Raw genomic sequence first — 21,734 nt, 5'->3', positions numbered from 1 at the left:
TCGTTGCTTGCATGTTGGATATCGCTCGCTGCGCGTTCAGGCCTGGGCGGCCAGCACCTTCGTGCGGGCGTCCTCCGTGCGGGCCACTTCATCGGCGGGGATGTAGTAGTCGCGCTTGTAGTTGAAGGTGTGGACGATCGCGGCGATCACCGTCACCGCGAAGGCGACGCCGGCCACCAGCCACATGTGCCAGATCAGGGCGAAGCCGAACAGCGTCGACAGGCCGGCCAGGATCACGCCCGCGCCGGTGTTCTTGGGCATGTGGATCTCCTTGAAGCCGCCGACCGGGCGCTGGTGGCCGCGGGTCTTCATGTCGTGCCACGCGTCGTGGTCGTGCACCACCGGCGTGAACGCGAAGTTGTACTGCGGCGGGGGCGACGAGGTCGACCACTCCAGCGTGCGGCCGTTCCACGGATCGCCGTCGACGTCGCGCAGCTGGTCGCGCTTGAGGAAGGACACCACCAGCTGGATCAGGAACGAGCCGATGCCCGCGGCGATCAGCAGCGCGCCGAACGCGGCGACCTGGAACCAGATCTGCAGCGACGGGTCGTCGAAGTGGCTCATGCGGCGGGTCACGCCCATCAGGCCCAGCACGTACAGCGGCATGAAGGCGACGAAGAAGCCGATCTGCCAGAACCAGAACGAGCACTTGCCCCAGAACGGATCGAGCTTGTAGCCGAAGGCCTTCGGGAACCAGTACGAGATGCCGGCCAGCAGGCCGAACAGCACGCCGCCGATGATCACGTTGTGGAAGTGCGCGATCAGGAACAGCGAGTTGTGCAGCACGAAGTCCGCCGGCGGCACCGCCAGCAGCACGCCCGTCATGCCGCCGATCACGAAGGTGACCATGAAGCCGATGGTCCAGTACATCGGGACCTCGAACTTGATGCGGCCGCGGTACATCGTGAACAGCCAGTTGAAGATCTTCGCGCCCGTGGGGATCGAGATGATCATCGTCGTGATGCCGAAGAACGAGTTGACGCTGGCGCCCGAGCCCATCGTGAAGAAGTGGTGCAGCCACACCAGGTACGACAGGATCGTGATCACGACGGTCGCGTAGACCATCGACGCGTAGCCGAACAGCTTCTTCTGGCTGAAGGTCGAGACCACTTCCGAGAAGATGCCGAAGGCCGGCAGGACCAGGATGTAGACCTCGGGGTGGCCCCAGATCCAGATCAGGTTGACGTACATCATGGCGTTGCCGCCGAGGTCCGTCGTGAAGAAGTTGGTGCCGGCGTAACGGTCCAGCGACAGCAGCGCCAGGGCCGCGGTCAGGATCGGGAACGAGGCCACGATCAGGATGTTCGAGCACAGCGAGGTCCAGGTGAAGACCGGCATCTTCATCATGGTCATGCCCGGCGCCCGCATCTTGATGATGGTGGCGATCAGGTTGATGCCCGAGAGCGTGGTGCCGACCCCCGCGACCTGCAGCGACCAGATGTAGTAGTCCACCCCGACGCCGGGGCTGGCCAGCAGGCCCGACAGCGGCGGATAGGCCAGCCAGCCGGTGCGCGCGAACTCGCCCACGAACAGCGACATCATGCACAGCACGGCGCCGCCGGTGGTCATCCAGAAGCTGAAGTTGTTCAGGAACGGGAAGGCCACGTCGCGCGCGCCGATCTGCAGCGGCACGACGTAGTTCATGAAGCCCGTGATCAGCGGCATCGCCACGAAGAAGATCATGATCACGCCGTGGGCGGTGAAGACCTGGTCGTAGTGGTGCGGGGGCAGGAAGCCGAGCTGGTCGCCGAAGGCCAGGGCCTGCTGGGCGCGCATCATGAGCGCGTCGGCGAAGCCGCGCAGCAGCATCACCAGGCCCAGCACGATGTACATGATGCCGATCTTCTTGTGGTCGATGCTGGTCACCCAGTCACGCCAGAAGGGGCCCCACAGCCGGAACTTCGTCATCAGCGCGAGGACGAACAGGCCGCCCAGGGCGACCATGGCGAAGGTGCCGACCAGGATCGGCTCGTGCAGCGGGAGCGCCTCCAGGCTGAGGCGCCCGAAGATGAGCTTTTGAGCGTCAATCATCTTGGATCTCGAGAGTGCTTGCGGGCCCGGCGCGTCTGGGGGTCAGCGCGACGCCGGGTCCTGCGGGTCAGTTACGGGTGGCCGAGGCCTGCCACTGGGAGGCGTACTGGCCCGCGTTGTCGGGCGTGCACAGCGAGGCGACGAAGATGCGCCGCTGTTCGTTGCTCCAGGCCTTGCTGGCCAGGCCGTCGATGGACCCCTTGCCGCCGCCGCCGGCGGCGTCGATCGCCATCATCTGGCCCATGCACATCTTGGAGCCGTCGACGCAGCGGTTCACGACCGCGTCGAACAGTCCGGGGGCGACGCTGGCGAAGCGGCGCACCGGCTGGCGCTCCGAGGGCTTCTCCAGGTCGAGGTACAGGTCCTTGGTCAGCGCGACGCCGTCGGCCTTGTTGCGCTCGACCCAGGCGGCGAACTCGTCGTTGGACAGGCCGTGGAACTTGAAGCGCATGTGCGAGAAGCCGTCGCCGCTGAAGTTGGCGGAGAAGCCGTCATACACGCCGGGCTTGTTGATGACCGCGTGCAGCTGGCTCTGCATGCCGGGCATCGCGTAGATCATGCCGGCCATGGCGGGCACGTAGAACGCGTTCATCACGGTGGACGAGCTGATCTTGAAGTGGATCGGGCGATCCACCGGCGCGGCCAGCTCGTTGACGGTGGCGATGCCCTGCTCGGGGTAGATGAACAGCCACTTCCAGTCCAGCGCCACGACCTCGACGGTCAGCGGCTCCACGCCGGCGGGGATCGCGCGCTGGGCGTCCAGGCGCTCCAGCGGGCGGAACGGGTCGAGCTTGTGGGTCGAGATCCAGGTCATCGCGCCCAGCGCGATGATGATCAGCAGGGGCGCGCCCCAGATGATCAGTTCCAGGCGGGTCGAGTGGTCCCACTCCGGCGAATAGGTCGCCTGGGTGTTGGACGCGCGGTAGCGGAACGCGAAGACCAGCGTCAGGATGATCACCGGGACGATGATCAGCAACATCAGCAGCGTCGAGGCGACGATCAGTTGCGCCTGCTGGTTGGCGATGTCGCCCGAGGGCTTCATCACGACCATGTTGCAGGCGGACAGGGGCAGCGCCAATGCCAGCAACCCGAGACGGGAGAGGCGGGCGAGACTTGTTTTCAGAGATGCTTTGAGGTACATGGGACTTCAGCAGACCAGCAGGCGTAGTTCACGCGGAGCCCCCTTCACGCATCGGGATCCCGTCGTCCGAAACCTGGGGGTTTCCTCCGGAGGGAAAGCGATAAAGGGGAAAACGACACTTGTCGACCGTTGCACGCCGGGCGCAGATTTTGCCCGATTGACTCAAACCAACTATTGGACATTTTGTCCCAGGTAGGAGACGTATGAACAGCAGCACCCTTTCGACAGCCGGGCAACACCTCAGCACCGTGGGCCAGCCGCTGCCGCGAGGCAGCGGGGTGGCGACGCAGGAGGAACAGGACGCGATCGCCCCGGGCGACATCGCCGTCGGCGTGGTGATCGGGCGGGCCTCGGAGTACTTCGACTTCTTCGTCTACGGCATCGCCTCGGTGCTGGTGTTCCCGTCGATCTTCTTCCCCCACCTGGACCGGCTGGAGGGCACGCTGTACGCCTTCGCGCTGCTGGCGCTGGCCTTCGTGGTGCGGCCGATCGGGACGCTGGTCGGCATGGAGATCCAGCGCCGTTTCGGGCGCAGCGTGAAGCTGACGGTGGCGTTGTTCCTGCTGGGGATCTCGACCTGCACGATCGCGGTGTTGCCTGGATTCAACACCTGGGGCGGTGCGGCCATCGCCCTGCTGGCCGCCTGCCGCATCGGGCAAGGCCTGGCGCTGGGCGGGTCGTGGGACGGGCTGCCGTCGCTGCTGGCGCTGAACGCGCCGGAAGGCCGGCGCGGCTGGTACGCGATGCTGGGGCAGCTCGGGGCGCCGATCGGCTTCCTGATCGCCGCGGCGGTGTACGCCTACCTGTGGAGCAGCCTGGCCACGATCGACTTCCTGAGCTGGGGCTGGCGTTATCCGTTCTTCGCCGCGTTCGCGATCAACGTCGTGGCGCTGTTCGCGCGGCTGCGCCTGGTGGTGACGCACGAGTACGAGAAGAACCTCGAGGCGCATGAGCTCGATCCGTGCGACACCTCGGAGCTGTTCTCGCAGCAGGGTTCCAACGTCTTCATCGGCGCGTTCGCGGCGCTGGCGAGTTATGCCCTCTTCCACATCGTCACGGTGTTCCCTCTGTCGTGGGTGATGCTGTACGGGGACCAGAACGTCACGCAGTTCCTGACGGTGCAGGTCATCGGGGCGCTGCTGGCGGCGGCGGCGATGCCGCTGTCGGGCATGGTGGCCGACCGCATCGGGCGGCGCAGCACGCTGGGCACGCTGGCCACGACGATCGGCATCTTCAGCCTGTTCACGCCGATCCTGCTGGACAGCGGGTCCATGGGGCAGAACATCTTCATCCTGGTCGGTTTCGTGCTGCTGGGGCTGTCCTACGGCCAGTCCTCGGGCGCGGTGACCTCCAACTTCCTGCCCCACTTCCGCTACACCGGCGCGGCGCTGACCTCGGACCTGGCCTGGATCATCGGCGCGGCCTTCGCCCCGCTGGTGGCGCTGGGGCTGTCGGCGCACTACGGGCTGTGGGCGGTCACCGCCTACCTGATCTCGGGCTCGGTCTGCACGCTGGTGGCCTTGCGGACGAATCGCATGCTCCAGATGAAAGACAAGGACTGATCCGCTGACGCGGGAACCCGCGACAGGGCTTGACAGCCCGCGACGCGAAAACACAACGGCCGGTCGACAGACCGGCCGTTTTCCTTTGTGGACCCCCGATGCATCGCGCCGAATAACCCTACCGAATTAGATAGCAAGCTACCTATTTAGAATGGCCGGCATGAACTCCTCGACGGCCAAGCCCCTCCGCACGCTGACGCGCACCGCGCGCGAGACCGCCCTGATGACGCTGGGCGTGACGCTGCCGGTGCTGGAACGGGCGTACCGCGCCCGCGCCAACCTGGCGATCGCACACGTGGGCCTGTCGCAGGCGCTGGCCTGGCCGCTGGTGATGATCGGCCGCCAGGGCGACGGCCTGCGCCAGGGCGAGCTGGCGACGCTGCTGGGCATCGAGGGGCCGTCGCTGACGCGGTCGCTGGACCAGCTGATCTCGGGCGGCTTCATCGAGCGCCTGGAGGACCCCGACGACCGCCGCGCCAAGACGCTGCACCTGACGGCGCTGGGCGCGCAGGCCAGCGAGCAGCTCGAGGTCACGTTGCGTGACCTGCGCAACGAGCTCTACCAGGACATCCCGGACGCGGACATCGAGGCCGCGCTGCGCGTCTTCGCCACGCTGGCCGAGCGCGTCGGCGCGCCCCAGCCGATCGTGCCGCCGCGGCGCAAGTGAAGCGGCCGCCCGTCGTCCCCCGGCCATGAAGTTCCCCGCCCTCCCCTTCGCCTCGTCGCGCCGGAGCGCCGGACCGGTCCGGCCCCTGCGGCTCGCCCTGCCCGCGCTTCCCGCCCTGTCCTCCTGGGTCCGGGTGCCGGCCCTCCTGCGGCCCGGCTTCACCCGCGCGGAATGGATCTTCTCGTTCAAGGCCTTCGCCGCCGCGATGCTGGCGGTGTTCCTGGCGAGCTGGGCCGGCCAGCCGCGGCCGTTCTGGGCGCTGATGACGGCCTACATCGTCGCGCACCCGATGGCGGGCGCGGTGCGCTCCAAGGGCCTGTTCCGCTTCATCGGCACCTTGGTCGGCGGCACGGCGGCGGTGCTGATGGTCCCGCGCTTCGCCAACGCGCCGGAGCTGCTGAGCTTGGCGCTGGCGCTGTGGGTGGCGGGCTGCCTGACGCTGTCGCTGCGCGACCGCACGCCGCGCGCCTATGCCTTCATGCTGGCCGGCTACACGGCGGCGCTGATCGGTTTCCCGGCGGTGGACACGCCGCTGACGATCTTCGACACGGCGGTCGCCCGTCTCGAGGAAATCGGCCTGGGCGTGCTGTCGGCCACGCTGGTGCACAGCCTGGTGTTGCCCAACAGCCTGGCGGGCTCGGTGCTGGGGCTGCTCGACCGCACGCTGGGCGACACCCGCGCCTGGCTGAGCGACATCGCCGCGCGGCGCGACGGCGGCGCGGACCGCCGCCGTGTCGCGGGCGACATCACGCAGCTGCGATTGCTGTCGACCCACATCCCGTTCGACACCAGCCACCTGCGCTGGACCGCCGACGCCGTCCATGCGATGCAGGACCGCGTCGCGGCGCTGACGCCGCTGCTGGCGAGCGTCGAGGACCGGCTGCGGGCGTTGGAGGCCCACGGCGGGCTGCCCGCCGACGTGCGGGCGCTGCTGGACCGGCTCGGGCCGTGGCTGGCGCTGCCGCCGGCGCAGGCCGAGGCGCAGTTGCCCGAGTTGCGCGCGGCACTCGCGGCGCTGACCGGCGAAGCGTCCCGCGAGCAACTGGCCGGCGATCCCTGGGCGCGGCTGCTGCGCGTGGCGCTGGCGGAGCGGCTGGGCGAGCTGCTCGACGGCTGGCTGCACGGCGTGCAACTGCGCGCGGACATCGACCGCGGCCTGTCGGGCGCGCCGATGCAGATGCGCCCGGCCCCGGCGACCGGCGGGCCGAAGCTGCACCTGGACCTGGGGATGGCGCTGTGGTCCGGCGCGGCGGCGCTGATTGCCATCCTCGTCTGCTGCGCGTTCTGGATCCTCACCGGCTGGCCGGTCGGATCGGCGGCCGCGATGATGGCGGCGATCTTCTGCTGCTTCTTCGCGGCGATGGACGACCCGGTGCCGGCCATCAACGGCTTCCTCACCTGGACGATCTGGTCCATGCCCTTCGGCGCGCTGTACGTGCTGGTGCTGCTGCCGCTGGTGCAGGACATGTGGACGCTGATGGCGATCTGCGCGCCCTTGTTCCTCGTCGTCGGCGCCTTCGTCGGCCGGCCGTCGACGGTGGGGGCGGCGCTGCCCTTCCTGTTCGGCGTCATGGGCACGCTGGTCATGCACGACACCGCGCAGGCGGACCTGACGAGCTTCCTGAACTCGATGTCGGGCCAGTTGGTGGGGATCTTCGTCGCGGCGCGCGTGACGCGGCTGATGCGCTCGGTCGGCGCGGATTGGAGCGCCCGCCGCATCCAGCGCGCGACCTGGCGCGAGCTCGACGACCTGGCCCGGCTGCCGCGCTCGGCCGGGCGCGGGCAGGCCTACCTGCTGCGCATGCTGGACCGCATCTCGCTGCTGGCGCCGCGTGTCGCGCAGTCCGGCGGCTCGGTGCCGGGCGTGCCCACCGACGACGCGCTGCGCGACCTGCGCCTGGGCGCCGATCTGGTCGCGCTGCAGGGCGTGCGCGGGCGACTCCACGCCGAGGCGGAAAGACCGTTGCCGTCGCTGCTGGCGGCGCTGGGCGATTGGCTGCGGGCGCGGGTCGCCGGCCAGGCCGAGGCGCTGGCGGCACCGCCGGCCGCGCTGCTGACGCGCGTGGATGCGGCGCTGGCGGGCCTCGTCGAGGCCTACCCGGCCTCGCGCCCGCTGCCCGCCGAAGCCCGTCCGGCCGCCGGCGCGCTGATGGGCCTGCGGCGCAACCTGTTCCCCGACGCGCCGGTGGCGACGCTGCCCGTGCCCGTCGTCGCCGAGGCCGAAGCGCCGCTCGCGGCCGATGAGATCAACGCTACCCACCAGACTGACCAGGAGACCCGGACATGACCGGCGCAGTGGATTTCTTCGGGCTCTACCTGCCCTGGCTGATGCCGCTGGCGCTGCTGGCGTTGCTGGCCCTGTCCGTCGTGCGGCGGCTGCTGGCCTGGGTCGGCGCCTACCGCTGGATCTGGCATCCGGCGCTGTTCGACGTCGCGACCTACCTGCTGCTGCTGTGGGTTCTGAGCGGCGTATCGCTGCGCGTGCTGCACGGCCCCGGGTGACGGCGCTCGCGCGCCACCGCCACCTTCCGATCCAACGCGCCTCCGACGCATCGATCCACCGATCCACCGATCCATCGAGCGACCGATCCACCGATTGAACGACTCCGGACTTCCGGACCCGACGACATGAAGCTTTCCTCCTTCCCCCTTCGCCGCGCCGTCTCGATGCTGGTCACGCTGGCCGCGGTCGGCGGCGCGCTGTGGGCGGCCCGCCAGCTGTGGGACCGCTACGAGCTGCAGCCCTGGACCCGCGACGGCCGCGTGCGCGCCAACGTCGTGCAGATCGCACCGGACGTCTCCGGCCTGGTCACCGCGGTGCCGGTGCAGGACAACCAGCGCGTGGCCGCCGGCGCGCTGCTGTTCGAGGTCGACCGCGCGCGTTTCGAGCTCGCGCTGCGCCAGGCGCAGGCGCAGCTCGCCGCGCAGAAGGTCGCGTTGGCGCAGTCGCTGCGCGAGGCCGAGCGCAACAGCGGCCTGGGCACGCTGGTCTCGCAGGAGTCGCGCGAGCAGACCCGCAGCCGCGCCGACCAGGCGCGCGCCGCGGTCGCGCAGGCCGAGGTCGCCGTCGATGCCGCCCGGCTCAACCTGGCGCGCGCCGAGATCCGCGCGCCCTCCTCCGGCACGATCACCAACTTCGACCTGCGCCAGGGCGCCTACGCGAGCGCCGGCCATCCGGTGCTGGCGCTGGTCGACGCGGAGTCGCTCTACGTCGAGGGCTACTTCGAGGAGACCAAGCTGCCGCGCATCCACGTCGGCGACGCCGTCGAGGTGCGGCCGATGGGCGCGAGCCGCGCCCTGACCGGACGCGTCGAGAGTCTGTCCGCCGGCATCGCCGACCGCGACCGCAGCACCAGCGCCAACCTGCTGCCCAGCGTCAACCCGACCTTCAACTGGGTGCGGCTGCCCCAGCGCGTGCCGGTGCGGGTCAAGCTCGATCCGCTGCCCGCCGGCGAGCGGCTCGTCGCCGGACAGACGGTCACCGTCCAGGTGCTGTCCGCTTCGAGCTCCGGAACGAAGGACGGAACGAAGGACGGATCTAAGGACGGGTCGAAGACGGCGTCGCAAGGCGGATCCCCGGCCGGGTCGACCGCCGGATCCGCGCCCGCCTCGAAGACCGCGACGACGGCGGCCCGCCTGCCGGGAGCGACGTCATGAGCACCGCCATCAAGCACGCACTGGCATTGATCGCCGCGGCGGCGCTCGCGGCCTGCTCGACGGCGCCCAAGGGGCCGGACTACCAGGTGCCGGCGGACGCCGTCGTGATGAAGCCGCGCGCGGCCGAGCCCTTCCTTGAACAGCAACGCGCCGCGGCGGCGGTCGGAGGCGGCGCGGCGGGGGCCGGAGCAGGACCTGCGGCGGATACAGCAAACGGGTCGTCGACCACCGCGTCCGCGCCGGCGCCCGCGCCGTTCGACAGCGCGCCCTTGCCGCCGCACTGGTGGCGGCTGTTCCAGGACCCGGCCCTCGACGAGCTGATCGAACGCGCGCTCGCGCGCAACACCGACCTGCGCCAGGCGGCCGCGAATCTCGAGCGCGTCCAGGCCCTGGAGTCCGAAGTGCGAGGCGGCGAGAAGCCGACGGTCAGCGTCAACGGCGGCCCGAGCTTCGGCCATCCGTCCGGCCTGTCGATGCTGAAGAAGGACTACGTCCCGCCCGACACCTACCGCTACAGCGCGGGCGTCGGCCTGTCGTACCAGCTGGACCTGTTCGGCCAGATCCGGCGCGCGGTCGAGTCCTCGCAGGCCAGCACCGAGGCCGCCGCGGCCGCGCTGGACCTGGTCAAGGTGAATGTCGCGGCCGGCACCGCGCGCGCCTACGCGGAAGCCTGCGCGACGGGGCAGCGGCTCGCGTCGGCGACGCACTCGGTCGAGCTGCAGCGCGAGGCGCTGGAGGTCACCGAGCAGCTGCAGCGCGCCGGCCGCGTCGGCGAGATCGACGCCGCGCGCGGGCGCAGCCAACTCCAGCAACTGAAGGCGGCGCTGCCGCCGCTGCTGGCGCAACGCCAGTCGGCGCTGTACCGGCTGGCGACGCTGACCGGCGAGTTGCCGGAGGACTTCCCGCGCGCGCTGGCCGACTGCCACGTCGCGCCACGCGTCGCGGGCACGATCCCGGTCGGCGACGGCGCCGCGCTGCTGCGCCGCCGGCCCGACATCCGCCAGGCCGAACGCGAGCTGCACGCGGCGACGGCGCGGATCGGCGTCGCCATCGCGGACCGGTACCCGAAGATCACGCTGGGGCTGTCGGCCGGTTCGGCGGGCACCCTGGCCGGCTTCGGCAAGAGCGACACGCTGAGCTGGAGCCTGGGGCCGCTGATCTCGTGGACCTTGCCCAACAACGGCGTCGCCGATGCGCGCATCGCGCAGGCCGAGGCCGGCACGCGGCAGGCGGCGGCGCGCTTCGACGGCGTGGTGCTGAACGCGCTGCGCGAGACCGAGACCGCGCTCAACCAGTACGCCCGCGAGCTGGACCGGCGCGCGGCGCTGGCGGCCTCGCGCGACGAGGCGGCGGTCGTGGCCGGCCAGGCGCGGCGGCTCTACCAGGGCGGCAAGGTCGGTTACCTGGACGCGCTCGATGCCGAGCGCGCGCTGGCCACCAGCGACGCGGCGCTCGCCGCGTCCGATGCCGCCTTGATCGACGAGCAGGTGCAGCTCTTCCTGGCGCTGGGCGGCGGATGGGAATCCGCGACGACGACCGCGCAGGACGAGGCGCCCGCGCCGACCGAGGTCAGCAGGCAGACGCCCGCCAGCGTGGCCGCGATGAGCAGCGAGGGCGCCCATCCCGGCACGCGGAGCGCCGGCACGGGGAGCTCCGGCACGCGGAACCTGCGCGCGGAGCGTTCCGGCACGGCGAGTTCACGGCTGTAGAGCGCGCTCATGGGACGTTCCGGCATGGCGGGACCCGGCATCGGGGATAGACGCGATCAGGCGGCGCGCCGTCCCTCGATCGCGCGGAAGTAGCGGTCGAAGGACTCGTCGACGGCCGAGCGGCCGTTGCCGACGATGTTCAGGCCCCAGGTGTAGCCGTAGACGTCCTCGAAGGGCAGCCCGTCCAGGCGCGCCTGGATGCGGCGCACGTCGGCCGGGTCGGCGGGGATGTAGTTGGGCACCGAGTACATGAAGGTGACGTGGCGGCGGTCCTGCACGACGTGCAGGGCGTCGCCGGCGAGCAGCACCGGCTTGCCGCCGGGTCCGTCGCGCCAGTGCAGGACGGTGCTGCCGGGGAAGTGGCCGGGGCAGCGATGCAGGGTCACGTCGTCGGAGAGTCGCAGTTCGTCGCCGCTCCACAGGCGCAGCTGGGGGACGGGTCGCGAGATCCATTCGCGGTCGGCCTCGTGCAGGTAGATGGGGATGCCGCCGAAGGCGTCGCTCCACTCGACCATCGAGGCGTAGAAGTGGGGATGGGAGATGGCGATCAGGTCGACGCCGCCGCGTGCCTTGAGGGCTTCGACGGCATCGGGCGTGACGAGGCTGACGCATTCCCAGAGGATGTTGCCGGCGCCGGTCTGGAGGTGCAGCGCCCGCTGCGGGATGCCGAAGCCCGGCGTGATCCCGATGCCCAGGAGGTCGCCGTCCAGGTCGAGGCGCAGCCGATGTGAGGCGGCGAGCGCCTCGTGGGTCGTCCACTTCTGTCCGCCCCACCCGACGTACTGGCGTTCATCCGAGCAGATCCGGCAGGACGACGGCGGCTCTGCGGCTTCCGCATGCTGCGTTCCACACGTCTGGCAAATGAATCTCGGCATGAGGCTCTCCCAAGGTTCTCGGTGGCAAGACCGTTGAAGGCCGCAGAATCGCTCATTCTTTGGACCGCCAGAAGCGCCATAAATGAGCAAATCCATGGAACCAGAATCGACGGTGGTCGGCGTCCTCGCCGAGGCCGCGAGGGCGGAGGGTGGGCAGTTGCTTAAGGCCCTGCACCGCGCGTTACGGGCGGCGATCGTGGGTGGCCGGTTGGTGCCGGGGTTGAAGCTGCCGCCGACGCGGGCGTTGGCGCAGGCGCTGGGGATCTCGCGCAACACGGCGGTGGCGCTGTACGACCTGCTGGCGAGCGAAGGCTATGTCGTCGCGCATGGCAAGGGTGGGACGACGGTCGCGCATGCCTTGCCTGCCGCGCGCAAGGCGGCGGCGAGGACCGGGGCCTCGAACGCGCTCTCCAACGCGCCCTCGATCGCGGACGTGACCGCGGTGGACGACTCGGTGGCGCCGAAGGGCCCGTGGACGAAGACCGTGTGGTTCTCCGCGCCGGCGCAGGCGGCAGCGTCCAGCCGATCGCCGACGCCAACGCCGGGGCCCACGCCGCCGCCGTGGCGACATGACTTCACCGTCGGCGTCCCCGCCATCGCTCCCCTGCCCTTCGCGGTGATGCGGCGCCTGGCCGCGCGCTCGCTGCGGGCGGCCGAACGCGCGCCCGCGACCTACGAGTCGTCGCAGGGCCTGGCGCGCATGCGCGCCGCCATCGCCTCGCATGTCTCGGCCACGCGGGCGGTCGCGTGCGTGCCGGAGGATGTCGTCGTCACGCAAGGCGCGCAGCAGGCCTTCGACCTGCTGGCCCGCGTGCTGGTGGCGCCCGGCCAGACCACCGTGGCCATCGAGGATCCCGGCTATCCGCCGATGCGTGCCGCCTTCAGCGCCGCGGGCGCGCGGCTGGCGCCGGTGCGGGTCGACGACCACGGCCTGGACGTCGAACGCATTCCCGCCGGATGCCAGATCGTCTGCGTCACGCCATCGCATCAGTTCCCGCGCGGGGTGACGCTCTCCGCGGAACGCCGCCGCCGGCTGATGGCCTTCGCCCAGGACACGCCGGCCGTCGTCATCGAGGACGACTACGACAGCGAGTTCCGTTTCGGCCGCCGGCCCCTGGACGCGCTGAAGACGCTGGACCGCAGCGGCCGCGTCTTCTATGTCGGGACCTTCTCGAAGAGCCTGTATCCGTCGCTGCGCCTGGGCTACATCGTGGCGCCGCGCTGGGCGCTGCCGGCGCTGGTGGCGGCCAAGCATGTCGCGGACTGGAACTCCTGCACGCTGACGCAGGAGATGGTCGCGGCCTTCATCGAGGAGGGTCACCTGCTGCGCCACGCGCGCCGGATGCAGGCGATCTACCGCGCAAGGCGGGAGGCGCTGGTCGCGGCGGTCGAGCGCCACCTGGGCGCGCGGGCGGAGGTGCTGCCGTCCGAAGCGGGGCTGCACATGGCGGTGCGATTGAACGCCTCGCACGATCCGCTCGAGACGATCGCCGCGCGGGCCGCGGCGGACCGGGTGCGCGTCGAGACGCTCGCTCGCTACGCCGCCGATCGCGGAGTCGGCGGCAGCGGCCATGGCGATGCAGCCTTTCCTCGCAGCGGCACCGACGACGACGCCCTGCTCTTCGGCTACGGCCGCATCGACGCCGCCCAGATGGACGACGCGCTCGCGCGCCTGGCCCGCGCCCTGGCCTGAGCGAGGCCAAAAGCAAAGGCGGCCCCGTCGCCGGGGCCGCCCTTCATCCTCCTCCTCGACCGCCGGCCTTCACCGGCGGCCTGGTTCCTTCATCAGGGATAGCTGATCGTCAGCTTGTACGGGGACGTCGTGCTCGATCCCGTGTACGACATCACCTTGATGTAGACCGTCTGCGCCGTCGCGCCATTCTGGTAGGTCAGCGACTCCGTGCTCCCGACCGCTTCCGAGCGCGCCAGGCCGGTGCCGGTGGAGCGGACCACGTACAGGTCGTAGTCGATGCTCGACGAGGTCGGGCCGGTCATGTCCACGCGCAGGCGCTGGTTGGCGGCCAGGGTGACCTTGAAGAAGTCGACGTCGGTCTCGCTGCCGATGAAGCCGGTCAGCTGGTTGCGGCTGCCCAGCGCGTTGGCCGAGGAGACCGAGTTGTTGGGCTCAACCTCGTCCGCCGCGTCGACCACGTTGGTGACGGTGAAGCTCACCGGCGCCGAGGTCGTCGTGTTGCCCGCGGCGTCATAGGCCTTGGCCACCAGGCTGTGCGTGCCGTTGGTCAGCTGCGTCGAGTTGACGCTGATCGCGTACGGCGCGGTCGTGTCGATCTCGCGCAGCGCGCCGTCCAGCCAGAACTCGACTTGCGTCACGCCGACGTTGTCGCTGGCGGTGGCCGAGAAGGTGATGGTGCCGGTCGTGCCGCTGACCGAGGCGGTCACCGACGGCGGCGTGGTGTCGCCGCCGCTGATGCCCTGGTTGACCCAGATCGGCGCGGACCACAGCACCTTGCCGTCATCCTGCGTGACCTTGGCGTAGTAGAAGTGCTTGCCGTTGGCCGGGGTGACGGTGGCCGTCGGGCTGCTGCTCAGCAGCGTCACCGTGCCGTTGCGTCCGGGCACGCCTTCCCAGATCTCGGTCGACACGACGGTGCGGCCGCTCGGGTTGTAGAAGCCGACGTTCATGGCCAGCGCGCCCGAGTTGTCGAAGCGCTCGCCCATGATCTTGCCGTTGGCGCTGAAGATCAGTTGCGAGTTCTTGTCCATCGTCGCGAAGACGCGGCGCGCCTTCAGCGCGTCGACCAGCGCGGCCTTGCTCAGCGGCGTGCCGGTGGGGATCAGCACCGCGGTGCGGTTCGTGTAGGACTTGCCCCAGTTGGCGCAGTGGTTGTCCTGGTTGGTCGCCGGCGCGACGTGGAAGCCGCGTTCCAGCAGCTTCTTCCACGAGCCTTCATACGAGCTGCGCGAGGTCTCGCTCTCGGTCGTGTTGGACGAGAACGCGGAGGTGTTCATCACCTCGGACATCACCATCACCTCGTCGCCATCGGCGCTGTAGGCCATGTCGGTGCCGTTGATGATGAACTGGCCGCTCGAGTCGGGGTGGTTGAACTGGCCGATCAGGCCCTGCGCGCGCATCACCGAGTAGAGCGACGCGTAGTCGCTCTTGGCGATGTAGCGATCGCCGAACAGCTCGTTCTGGGCGTTGTATTCCCACGAGAACAGCTCGTTGCTGTTGAAGATGTTCAGGTGGCCGCCGTTGCTGATGACGCCCCATTCCATGCCGTACACGGCCAGGAAGCCGGGGTTGGCGGCGCTGTAGTCCGACGCGATCTGCAGGCCGCGCTGGTAGCGGGCCTTGGCCGCGGTGGCGCTGCCGCTGGCGTTGGTGCTGGAGGAGCCGTCGAAGTAGTGGTTGTGGTCGGTGTTGGCGAAGATGTCCAGGCCGGCGTTCTTCGCGTACGGGAAGGCCGCGTCCGGGCCGAAGGCGCCGGTCTGCGCGGGCTGCGACGAGCTGCAGCTGCCGATGGCGCCGCCGCCGTCGGAGTCGTTGGTCTGGCCGTGGAAGCTGCCGTAGTAGATGGTGTAGGGCCAGGAGCCCGCGCCCACCGCCGCCGACTGCGCGCGCACGCGCTGGTCGGCCTCGCCCGAGGCGCCCATCGCCAGCGGACGCAGCGTGCCCATGGCGATCTTGGCCGGCTTGCCGAGGGCGAAGTTCCAGCTCTGCTCGACCTCGTGGCCCTGCAGTTCGCCGGCCTGCTGCGCGGCGAGGATCTCGGCGAACTGCGCGTCGGCGCCGTTGCCCTTGAGCGCGGTGCCGGCCTTGGCGCTCAGCGCGGTCAGCGTGGCGGTGTAGACGCCGTCGGCCAGGCTCGCGTCGCCGCGGCCGGACCAGCTCAGCGGCACGGTCTTGACCGCGCCGGCGTACGGCTCGACGCCGGTCCAGCGCTTGACCAGCGCGCCGCTGGGCGAGCGCAGTTCGACGCGCCAGGCCAGCAGCGTGCCGGCGGGCGCGCCCACGTAGTCGAGGTGGACGGCGAAGTCGCGGGCGCCGGTGGACTCGGCGCCGGTGAACGGCACGTCGAGCGCGGCCTCGAACTCATGGTGGTCGGGGTACTTCGCGGACGGGTCGGCGCCTTGCGCGGTGGCGCGGTCGTCAGGCGCGGCGGCCTGCTGCTGCGACTGCTGCGACTTGTCGCCGCTCAAGCCGCCGCCGCAGGCGCTCAGCACGACGGCCATGGCGCTCAGCGTGGTGACGCGCAGCACGGCGCGTCCGGACAGGGGGAACAGGGTGCGGAAGTTCATGGTGGGGGTCTCCTCTTCTCAGGCTTGCTTGCGGCGGCGGACCACGGCGCCCATGACGCCCAGGGCGGCCAGGGTCAGCGCGATCGACGCGGGCTCGGGGACTTCGGGCACTTCGACCTCAGGGATCAGCGTGCCGGCGAACTGGACCATGTCGTAGCGGATGGTCCCGCCGGTGGCGTAGTTGTTGCCGGTGCCGGCGTAGGCGGTCGTGTTCGGGGCGAACATGCTGACCAGCTGGATCGCGAAGTTGGCGTTGTTGTCGACGCCGGCGATGTCGCTGAAGTCGAAGCCCAGGCCCTTCACGAAGACGCTGTCGCGCAGCATGCGGAAGGTGGTGGCCTCGATCCAGTTCTCGCCGTCCAGCGTGTAGAGCAGCGCGGTCCAGGCCGAGGCGGTGCCGCTGTTGCGCTGGTCGAAGGTCAGGACGATGTCCTGGAAGCCGGTGGTGTCCACCATGAACTGGATGCCGGTGGTGCGGTCGCCGGTGCCCTGGGCGGCGTAGCCGGTGGTGTTCAGCGCCGACGAGCCGGCGGTGGTGTCCGACGAGCCGGTCTGGCTGACGAAGGCGGTGGACACGTTGCCCAGCGTGCGGGAATCGCTGCCGCCGTGGTCGGAGTACGTCGGCTTGGTGGGGGAGATCACGCCGCCGCGGTCGGGGGTGTAGGACCACAGCGCGACGGTGTCGGCGTGGGCGAGGCCGCTGAGCAGCAGGCCCGCGGCGAGCAGGATGGATTTGAATTTCATGGCGACCCTCGGACAGTCAATAGTTAAAACAAATGTTTGCGCAAACGTTTACGGCAAAACTTTGTCAGCAAATGTGTGAAGAACTGCGCTTGACTTGGCGCGGAAAGGAACGGCCGGAGCGTAGGGTCGCTTCGTGACAAGCCGGTTGCGGGGAAGCCCGGGTGCGGGAAGGCCTGCCCCCGCGTTCGAGGGGGATAGAAGGGGGCGGATCGGGGCGATCCGGCCGTGGGGGCGCGGCCGAGGCCGCGGGGTGAGGCCGCGGGGTGAGACCGCGGGATCAGGCTGCGGGATCAGGCCGCGGTGGAGGCGCGGCGGAGGCCCGGCGCGTCGTCGAGGAACTGTCGCGCGTGGCGGCGGGTGCCGCTGGCGATGGGCTGCCAGGTGCTCTCAGGGAATCCGGCGGGGAGCCGGCGTTCCACGGCGTCGAGCGCCTCGGGCACGCGATGGGCCAGGTCGAGCATGCGCGGCCAGGCGTCGCCGCCGGCCTGCGCGGCCAGGGCATGCCAATGCCGCGGCTGGAGTTCGCTCAGCCGGTAATGCATGTTCTTGGACTTCAGGCCCATGGCGAGCTTGGCGCGGTGGTACTCGATCTGGTTGGCACCCCGGCCGATGACGGGCCAGACCGACAGCACGTCGTAGAGCGGCGTCATCGCGAACTTGCCTGCCCGCAGATGCTGGATCGAGAAGTTCTTTGCATGGCCGTCCGTGGCAGCGAGGAGCCAGAACGCGAATTGCGCGATGGCGAAGGTCGCGGCGTCGTCCAGGCGCTCGCTGATGCGCAACTGCTGAAGGCAACCCAGCATGGTGGGGCCGCCGTCGGACTGGTACTTCAGGTCCGGCGGCAATCCCATGGCCTGGCAGAAGTCCTCCTGGGGCAATCGCAAGATCCAAGGCTGGGCCGCCTGTTGCCAGAGGCGATCGAAGCGCTCGACGACCAGGGCCTTGGCGCCTCCGAAGACGCCCATTTCCGTGGTGGCCACGGGAAGGCCGAACGCTCGCAGGATCTGCGCGCAGAGCCACTCGTTCTCCACCGACTCCGTCATGTCGGCGCGCACATTCCCCACCAGTCCAAGCGGCAGCTTGAGGATGTGGGTCGTGGGCGTCGCCCCGCGCGGTCGATGCCATTGCCCATCGATCCGGAGCAAAGCGGTCTTTTCCTGCGCGCCGGCAATCGAGACGCGGAAGTCGTTCTCGTCGCCATGACCGAGCGCGATCGGGGAGGTCACCCCGGCCAGGATGCGGCCGACCTCCGACTCCGTCAGCGGATCGCCGCTGATGCGGTTCCAACCCTCCGGCGATTCGTCTGGCGGAAGGATCTGCAGGGCACCGACGCAATCCCGGCCAATGGCCTTCAGAAGATCGAAGGCCTCGTCGGACCCCGTATGGAACCGCTCCCGAATCCGCCGGCGGATATGTCGACTGTCAGGAAGCAGGTTCTCGAAGTAGTTCGTGACGATCTCCGAGCCGAGATCCGCATCGAACGGCAATGACAGGGAAAGCGCCCGTCCCTGTGGCGAGTCCTGCCACGACCGTTCATAGCGCAGCGAAGCGATGCCCGTGCGCGACTGGACTTCCCAGGTGCCCACCGGCTGTCCGTTCATCCACAAATGAAGTGCGGCCATGCATGTCTCTCCGAGGTCGAATCACCAGGGTTCATCCAAGGCCGACGGCGTCTCGGGCGATCCCTGCGGGCCGCCATCGGCGCCCAGCTTTCGATCATCGGTTTCCAGCACCAGTTGGGTGCCGAGGGCGTGGAGGAGATCCAACAACTGGTCAAAACTGACGCTCGAGGGGTCGCCTTCGATCCGGGCCAGGCGGCTCTGGCTGACCCCGATCCGCTCGCCAAGTTGCGCCTGGCTCATGCCTTGGCGTCTGCGAAGCGCTCTCAGATGCGGCCCCAGCTGCCTGGGCGTTTGAAGACGGAAGATCACGGGTGACCTCCATGTGCTGAGTTGCTCGAAGGGAAATACATGCTCAATCAAGCATAAACGGCATTCATGCCGAATAAAGCATATTCTGCAAATATGCCTCATCCGGCATAAATGACAAACATGCTGGATACGGCATACGCCGGTCACGGCGAACGTAGGACATGACCAACGCGAGAACCCTCCGCCGTCCGACGGCGTCGCCGGGAGGCGGCCCGAATACTGTGCCCATCGCCACCCGAGGGGCCGCCGATGACCGAGATCCGCAAGGGCCAGCAGCCCGCGGAGTTGACCCGCGAGCAGTTCCACGAGCGCTTCATGCGCCGCTTCCACGACCCGGCGTTCCGGGTCGAGGCCGAGGCCATCGCCCGGCTCGAGACCATCGCCTTCCAGGCCATGAAGGAAGGCCGCAAGGCGCCCGTCACCCGGCCCGCCGGCAACGGCTTCAAGGACCCGACCTACGAGGTCTCCGTCGAATGGCTCGACGCCCACCAGCGCCTGAAGCTCGCCCAGCAGCGCTGGCGCGACCCGGCCACGCGCTCGCGGATCCTGCTGGTCTGCGGCAGCGACCGCAACGACGGCACCTGCCCCGGGGAGATGTCCAAGACCTGGCGCCTCACCCAGATCGCCAAGGAGCAACTGGCCTCGCACGACGTCATCGTCGACGTGCTCGACCTGAGCCTGATGGTCTCGGAGTACGGCCGCGAGATCCACCCCTGCAAGGGTTGCGTCTCCACCGCGATGCCGCTCTGCCACTGGCCCTGCAGCTGCTATCCGAATCACGCGCTCGGCCAGTCCAGCGACTGGATGAACGAGATCTACGAGCGCTGGGTCTCCGCCCACGGCGTCATCCTGTTCACCCCCACCTATTGGTACCAGTCGCCCAGCGCGCTCAAGCTGATGATCGACCGCCTGGTCTGCGCCGACGGCGGCAACGCCGATCCGACGTCCACCCACGGCAAGACGGTCGCCGAGGCCAAGGCGATCGAGGAAAAGGGTTGGGACTATCCGAAGCACCTCGAGGGCCGCGTCTATGGGCTGGTGGTGCATGGCGACGTCGCCGGCGTCGAGTCCCAGCGCCGCAACCTGAGCGACTGGCTGGACTGGATGGGGTTGATCGACGCGGGCAGCCAGGCGCGTCTGGACCGCTACCTCGGCTACTACGAGCCCTACTTCGACAGCCACGAGGCGCTCGACCGCGACGAGGCGCTGCAGGACGAGGTGCGGCTGGTGGCCGACCTCGTCGGCGACGCGGTCAAGCAGTTGCGGGAGGGCCGCCTGCCCCGTTCCAATCGCCGGGCCGTTCGTCCGAAGTGACGGGGGCCTCGCCAGTTCGCATGACCTCCCTCGACCTCATCGATTCAAGGAGTACTCCGATGGCCGCTTCCAACTCCTCTTCCCGCTCGACGCCGCAACTCCGGCCGGAACTGCCGCCGGACGTGCCGCCGTTCCCCTCTTCCGATGCCGACGTCGATGCCGATGATCTCGACAGCGTCTACGGCCAGCTGGTGAAGGGCGTGGGCCACGAGTTCGTCACCGACAGGAATGTCGACGCGCTCGCCCGCCGGGCGGAGGAGGAGGGTCACCCGATCCTCGCGACCGAGCTCCGGGAGTGGAAAGCCCCCTGCTGAAATGACGGGGCCCCGCCAGGCGGGGCCCGAATCGTGAGCCGCCGGCCAGTCCCGGCACGCCCCAACGGATCAAGAGAAGCCGGATTGCCGGTGCCCCTCGAAGCGACTGCCGAGCGTGCGGAGGCGTGGAGCGCAGAGGGGCACCGGCAATCCGGCTTCTCCGCGCTTGGTCCCCGCAGGAGGCCTCAGCACTTGATCCCTGCGTGCAACGCCACGACTCCGCCGCTGAGGTTGTGCACGTCGACGTGCCCGAACCCGGCGGTTTTCATCATGGCCTTGAGTTCGGCCTGAGGCGGGTGCATGCGGATGGATTCGGCGAGGTAGCGGTAGCTGTCGGCGTCCCCGGCGATGAGCGAGCCGATGCGCGGCAGGACCTTGAACGAGTACCAGTCGTACGGTTTGCGCAGCGGCTCCGCGACCTGCGAGAACTCCAGCACCAGCAACCGCCCGCCGGGGCGCAGCACGCGGTTCATCTCCGCGAGCGCCTTGTCCTTGTGCGTCATGTTGCGCAGGCCGAAGGCCACGCAGACGAGGTCGAAGGAGCCGTCCTTGTAGGGCAGCGCCTCGGCGTCGCACAGGTTGGTGGGCAGCACGAGGCCTTCGTCGATCAGGCGTTCGCGGCCGGTGCGCAGCATGGCCTCGTTGATGTCGGTGTGCACGACCATGCCGCGCTCGCCGACCTTGCGCGCGAACAGCCGGGCCATGTCGCCGGTGCCGCCGGCGATGTCCAGCACGCGGTCGCCGGCCTTCAGGTTGGCCACCGCCAGCGTGTAGCGTTTCCACGCGCGGTGCAGGCCCATCGACATCAGGTCGTTCATGACGTCGTAGCGCGCCGCGACCGAGTCGAACACGCCGCGCACGCGCCGGGCCTTGGCGGTCTCGTCGACGGTCTCGTAGCCGAAATGGGTGGAGCTCATGGGGAATCCTGCTGAATGGGGGAGCGTCCGAAGGGGACGGGCTCGGTCAATGGCTGCCGCAGCTGCCGCCGCCGTGCGCATGACCGCCGCCGGCCTTGGCCGGCATCGGCGCGTCGCGGTCCAGGCCCGCGGCGGCCAGCTGGGCTTCGTATTCGCGCATCAGGCGGTCCTGGTCGCGGCCCAGCTCGTAGAGGTAGGCCCAGGTGAACAGGCCGCTCTCGTGGCCGTCGGAGAACAGCGGCTGCAGCGCGTAATGCCCGACCTGCTGCACCGCGACGATGGTCACGTCGCGCTTGCCGGTCTGCAGCGTCTCCTGGCCGGGTCCGTGGCCCTGCACCTCCGCCGACGGGCTGCGCACGCGCATCAGCTCGAACGGGATGCGGAAGCGCGCGCCGTCGTTGAACGCGAGTTCCAGCACCTTGGACTGCTGGTGCACCACGATGTCGGTGGGAAGCGGCGAATTGCTGTCGAGGCCGGCCATGGGATGCGCGCGGGACGCTGGAAAAACAAGGGTGGCAGTGTACCGGCCCGGTCAAAAAAAAATCCCGCCAGCTTTCACCGGCGGGATTCAACGGGAGCCCCGTTCGGGCCCAGGGCACCCGGCTTACCAAA

Annotated in this window: 18 protein-coding genes; 9 read left to right on the top strand and 9 right to left on the bottom strand. The window is 69.6% G+C overall.

Annotated features, from left to right (window positions below):
* Positions 1 to 36: 36 nt before the first annotated feature.
* Both cyoB and cyoA read right to left on the bottom strand, forming a co-directional pair.
* Complete coding sequence (gene cyoB, locus N5D62_RS02655; RefSeq protein ID WP_279755910.1) at positions 37 to 2,031, bottom strand: cytochrome o ubiquinol oxidase subunit I; 1,995 nt, start codon at positions 2,029 to 2,031, stop codon at positions 37 to 39.
* A gap of 67 nt (positions 2,032 to 2,098) precedes the next feature.
* Positions 2,099 to 3,172, bottom strand: coding sequence for a ubiquinol oxidase subunit II (gene cyoA / locus N5D62_RS02650; RefSeq protein ID WP_279755909.1), 1,074 nt, complete (start codon positions 3,170 to 3,172; stop codon positions 2,099 to 2,101).
* 203 nt (positions 3,173 to 3,375) lie between these two features.
* Here cyoA and N5D62_RS02645 point away from each other — a divergent pair, with 203 nt between their 5' ends.
* The 6 genes from N5D62_RS02645 (at position 3,376) to N5D62_RS02620 (ending at position 10,767) form a co-directional block, all read left to right on the top strand.
* Positions 3,376 to 4,734: an MFS transporter gene (locus tag N5D62_RS02645; protein ID WP_279755908.1), complete on the top strand. Its 1,359-nt coding sequence runs from the start codon at positions 3,376 to 3,378 to the stop codon at positions 4,732 to 4,734.
* A gap of 160 nt (positions 4,735 to 4,894) precedes the next feature.
* Positions 4,895 to 5,401, top strand: coding sequence for a MarR family winged helix-turn-helix transcriptional regulator (locus tag N5D62_RS02640; protein WP_279755906.1), 507 nt, complete (start codon positions 4,895 to 4,897; stop codon positions 5,399 to 5,401).
* A 25-nt stretch (positions 5,402 to 5,426) separates the two neighbouring features.
* Positions 5,427 to 7,688: an FUSC family protein gene (locus N5D62_RS02635; RefSeq protein WP_279755905.1), complete on the top strand. Its 2,262-nt coding sequence runs from the start codon at positions 5,427 to 5,429 to the stop codon at positions 7,686 to 7,688.
* Positions 7,685 to 7,903, top strand: coding sequence for a DUF1656 domain-containing protein (locus N5D62_RS02630; RefSeq protein WP_279755904.1), 219 nt, complete (start codon positions 7,685 to 7,687; stop codon positions 7,901 to 7,903). Before N5D62_RS02635 ends, N5D62_RS02630 begins: the two co-directional genes overlap by 4 nt.
* A 126-nt stretch (positions 7,904 to 8,029) precedes the next feature.
* A complete protein-coding gene (locus tag N5D62_RS02625) occupies positions 8,030 to 9,058 on the top strand; it encodes an HlyD family secretion protein (RefSeq protein ID WP_279755903.1) in 1,029 nt (342 codons plus the stop codon).
* A complete protein-coding gene (locus N5D62_RS02620; protein ID WP_279755902.1) occupies positions 9,055 to 10,767 on the top strand; it encodes a TolC family protein in 1,713 nt (570 codons plus the stop codon). Before N5D62_RS02625 ends, N5D62_RS02620 begins: the two co-directional genes overlap by 4 nt.
* A gap of 56 nt (positions 10,768 to 10,823) precedes the next feature.
* Here the strand turns inward: N5D62_RS02620 and N5D62_RS02615 are convergent, their stop codons facing one another.
* Positions 10,824 to 11,642 (bottom strand): hypothetical protein, encoded by an 819-nt coding sequence (locus N5D62_RS02615; RefSeq protein ID WP_279755901.1) that lies wholly within the window; start codon positions 11,640 to 11,642, stop codon positions 10,824 to 10,826.
* 82 nt (positions 11,643 to 11,724) lie between these two features.
* Here N5D62_RS02615 and N5D62_RS02610 point away from each other — a divergent pair, with 82 nt between their 5' ends.
* Positions 11,725 to 13,335 (top strand): PLP-dependent aminotransferase family protein, encoded by a 1,611-nt coding sequence (locus N5D62_RS02610; protein ID WP_279755900.1) that lies wholly within the window; start codon positions 11,725 to 11,727, stop codon positions 13,333 to 13,335.
* A gap of 92 nt (positions 13,336 to 13,427) precedes the next feature.
* On the opposite strand, the gene N5D62_RS02605 is transcribed toward N5D62_RS02610, so the two are convergent.
* From N5D62_RS02605 to N5D62_RS02590, 4 genes are all read right to left on the bottom strand, one after another.
* Positions 13,428 to 15,902, bottom strand: coding sequence for a CehA/McbA family metallohydrolase (locus tag N5D62_RS02605; protein ID WP_279755899.1), 2,475 nt, complete (start codon positions 15,900 to 15,902; stop codon positions 13,428 to 13,430).
* A gap of 18 nt (positions 15,903 to 15,920) precedes the next feature.
* Positions 15,921 to 16,646, bottom strand: a complete 726-nt coding sequence (locus tag N5D62_RS02600; RefSeq protein WP_279755898.1) for a PEP-CTERM sorting domain-containing protein — start codon at positions 16,644 to 16,646, stop codon at positions 15,921 to 15,923.
* 290 nt (positions 16,647 to 16,936) lie between these two features.
* Positions 16,937 to 18,268, bottom strand: coding sequence for a type II toxin-antitoxin system HipA family toxin (locus N5D62_RS02595; protein ID WP_279755897.1), 1,332 nt, complete (start codon positions 18,266 to 18,268; stop codon positions 16,937 to 16,939).
* A 21-nt stretch (positions 18,269 to 18,289) separates the two neighbouring features.
* Positions 18,290 to 18,679, bottom strand: a complete 390-nt coding sequence (locus tag N5D62_RS02590) for a helix-turn-helix domain-containing protein (RefSeq protein ID WP_279755896.1) — start codon at positions 18,677 to 18,679, stop codon at positions 18,290 to 18,292.
* 147 nt (positions 18,680 to 18,826) lie between these two features.
* On the opposite strand from N5D62_RS02590, the gene N5D62_RS02585 reads away from it, so the two are divergent.
* Positions 18,827 to 19,891 carry an NAD(P)H-dependent oxidoreductase gene (locus N5D62_RS02585; RefSeq protein WP_279755895.1) on the top strand — a complete coding sequence of 355 codons (1,065 nt, stop codon included), beginning with the start codon at positions 18,827 to 18,829 and terminating at the stop codon, positions 19,889 to 19,891.
* A gap of 59 nt (positions 19,892 to 19,950) precedes the next feature.
* Positions 19,951 to 20,205 (top strand): hypothetical protein, encoded by a 255-nt coding sequence (locus N5D62_RS02580; RefSeq protein ID WP_279755894.1) that lies wholly within the window; start codon positions 19,951 to 19,953, stop codon positions 20,203 to 20,205.
* Positions 20,206 to 20,390: 185 nt separating this feature from the next.
* Here N5D62_RS02580 and ubiE read toward each other — a convergent pair whose 3' ends face one another.
* Complete coding sequence (gene ubiE, locus N5D62_RS02575) at positions 20,391 to 21,122, bottom strand: bifunctional demethylmenaquinone methyltransferase/2-methoxy-6-polyprenyl-1,4-benzoquinol methylase UbiE (RefSeq protein WP_279755893.1); 732 nt, start codon at positions 21,120 to 21,122, stop codon at positions 20,391 to 20,393.
* Positions 21,123 to 21,168: 46 nt separating this feature from the next.
* Positions 21,169 to 21,603 carry a DUF971 domain-containing protein gene (locus tag N5D62_RS02570; protein ID WP_279755892.1) on the bottom strand — a complete coding sequence of 145 codons (435 nt, stop codon included), beginning with the start codon at positions 21,601 to 21,603 and terminating at the stop codon, positions 21,169 to 21,171.
* Between the last annotated feature and the right edge of the window lie 131 nt (positions 21,604 to 21,734).

Source organism: Mitsuaria sp. GD03876 (genome assembly GCF_029840635.1).
In the GTDB taxonomy this organism is placed as follows: Bacteria; Pseudomonadota; Gammaproteobacteria; order Burkholderiales; family Burkholderiaceae_C; genus Roseateles.
This window is presented reverse-complemented; position numbering and strand designations above follow the sequence as displayed.

Coding starts and splice junctions, on each gene's coding strand:
- cyoB (WP_279755910.1), bottom strand. CDS start 2,031: ATGATTGACGCTCAAAAGCTCATCTTCGGGCGCCTCAGCCTGGAGGCG.
- cyoA (WP_279755909.1), bottom strand. CDS start 3,172: ATGTACCTCAAAGCATCTCTGAAAACAAGTCTCGCCCGCCTCTCCCGT.
- N5D62_RS02645 (WP_279755908.1), top strand. CDS start 3,376: ATGAACAGCAGCACCCTTTCGACAGCCGGGCAACACCTCAGCACCGTG.
- N5D62_RS02640 (WP_279755906.1), top strand. CDS start 4,895: ATGAACTCCTCGACGGCCAAGCCCCTCCGCACGCTGACGCGCACCGCG.
- N5D62_RS02635 (WP_279755905.1), top strand. CDS start 5,427: ATGAAGTTCCCCGCCCTCCCCTTCGCCTCGTCGCGCCGGAGCGCCGGA.
- N5D62_RS02630 (WP_279755904.1), top strand. CDS start 7,685: ATGACCGGCGCAGTGGATTTCTTCGGGCTCTACCTGCCCTGGCTGATG.
- N5D62_RS02625 (WP_279755903.1), top strand. CDS start 8,030: ATGAAGCTTTCCTCCTTCCCCCTTCGCCGCGCCGTCTCGATGCTGGTC.
- N5D62_RS02620 (WP_279755902.1), top strand. CDS start 9,055: ATGAGCACCGCCATCAAGCACGCACTGGCATTGATCGCCGCGGCGGCG.
- N5D62_RS02615 (WP_279755901.1), bottom strand. CDS start 11,642: ATGCCGAGATTCATTTGCCAGACGTGTGGAACGCAGCATGCGGAAGCC.
- N5D62_RS02610 (WP_279755900.1), top strand. CDS start 11,725: ATGAGCAAATCCATGGAACCAGAATCGACGGTGGTCGGCGTCCTCGCC.
- N5D62_RS02605 (WP_279755899.1), bottom strand. CDS start 15,902: ATGAACTTCCGCACCCTGTTCCCCCTGTCCGGACGCGCCGTGCTGCGC.
- N5D62_RS02600 (WP_279755898.1), bottom strand. CDS start 16,646: ATGAAATTCAAATCCATCCTGCTCGCCGCGGGCCTGCTGCTCAGCGGC.
- N5D62_RS02595 (WP_279755897.1), bottom strand. CDS start 18,268: ATGGCCGCACTTCATTTGTGGATGAACGGACAGCCGGTGGGCACCTGG.
- N5D62_RS02590 (WP_279755896.1), bottom strand. CDS start 18,679: ATGAGGCATATTTGCAGAATATGCTTTATTCGGCATGAATGCCGTTTA.
- N5D62_RS02585 (WP_279755895.1), top strand. CDS start 18,827: ATGACCGAGATCCGCAAGGGCCAGCAGCCCGCGGAGTTGACCCGCGAG.
- N5D62_RS02580 (WP_279755894.1), top strand. CDS start 19,951: ATGGCCGCTTCCAACTCCTCTTCCCGCTCGACGCCGCAACTCCGGCCG.
- ubiE (WP_279755893.1), bottom strand. CDS start 21,122: ATGAGCTCCACCCATTTCGGCTACGAGACCGTCGACGAGACCGCCAAG.
- N5D62_RS02570 (WP_279755892.1), bottom strand. CDS start 21,603: ATGGCCGGCCTCGACAGCAATTCGCCGCTTCCCACCGACATCGTGGTG.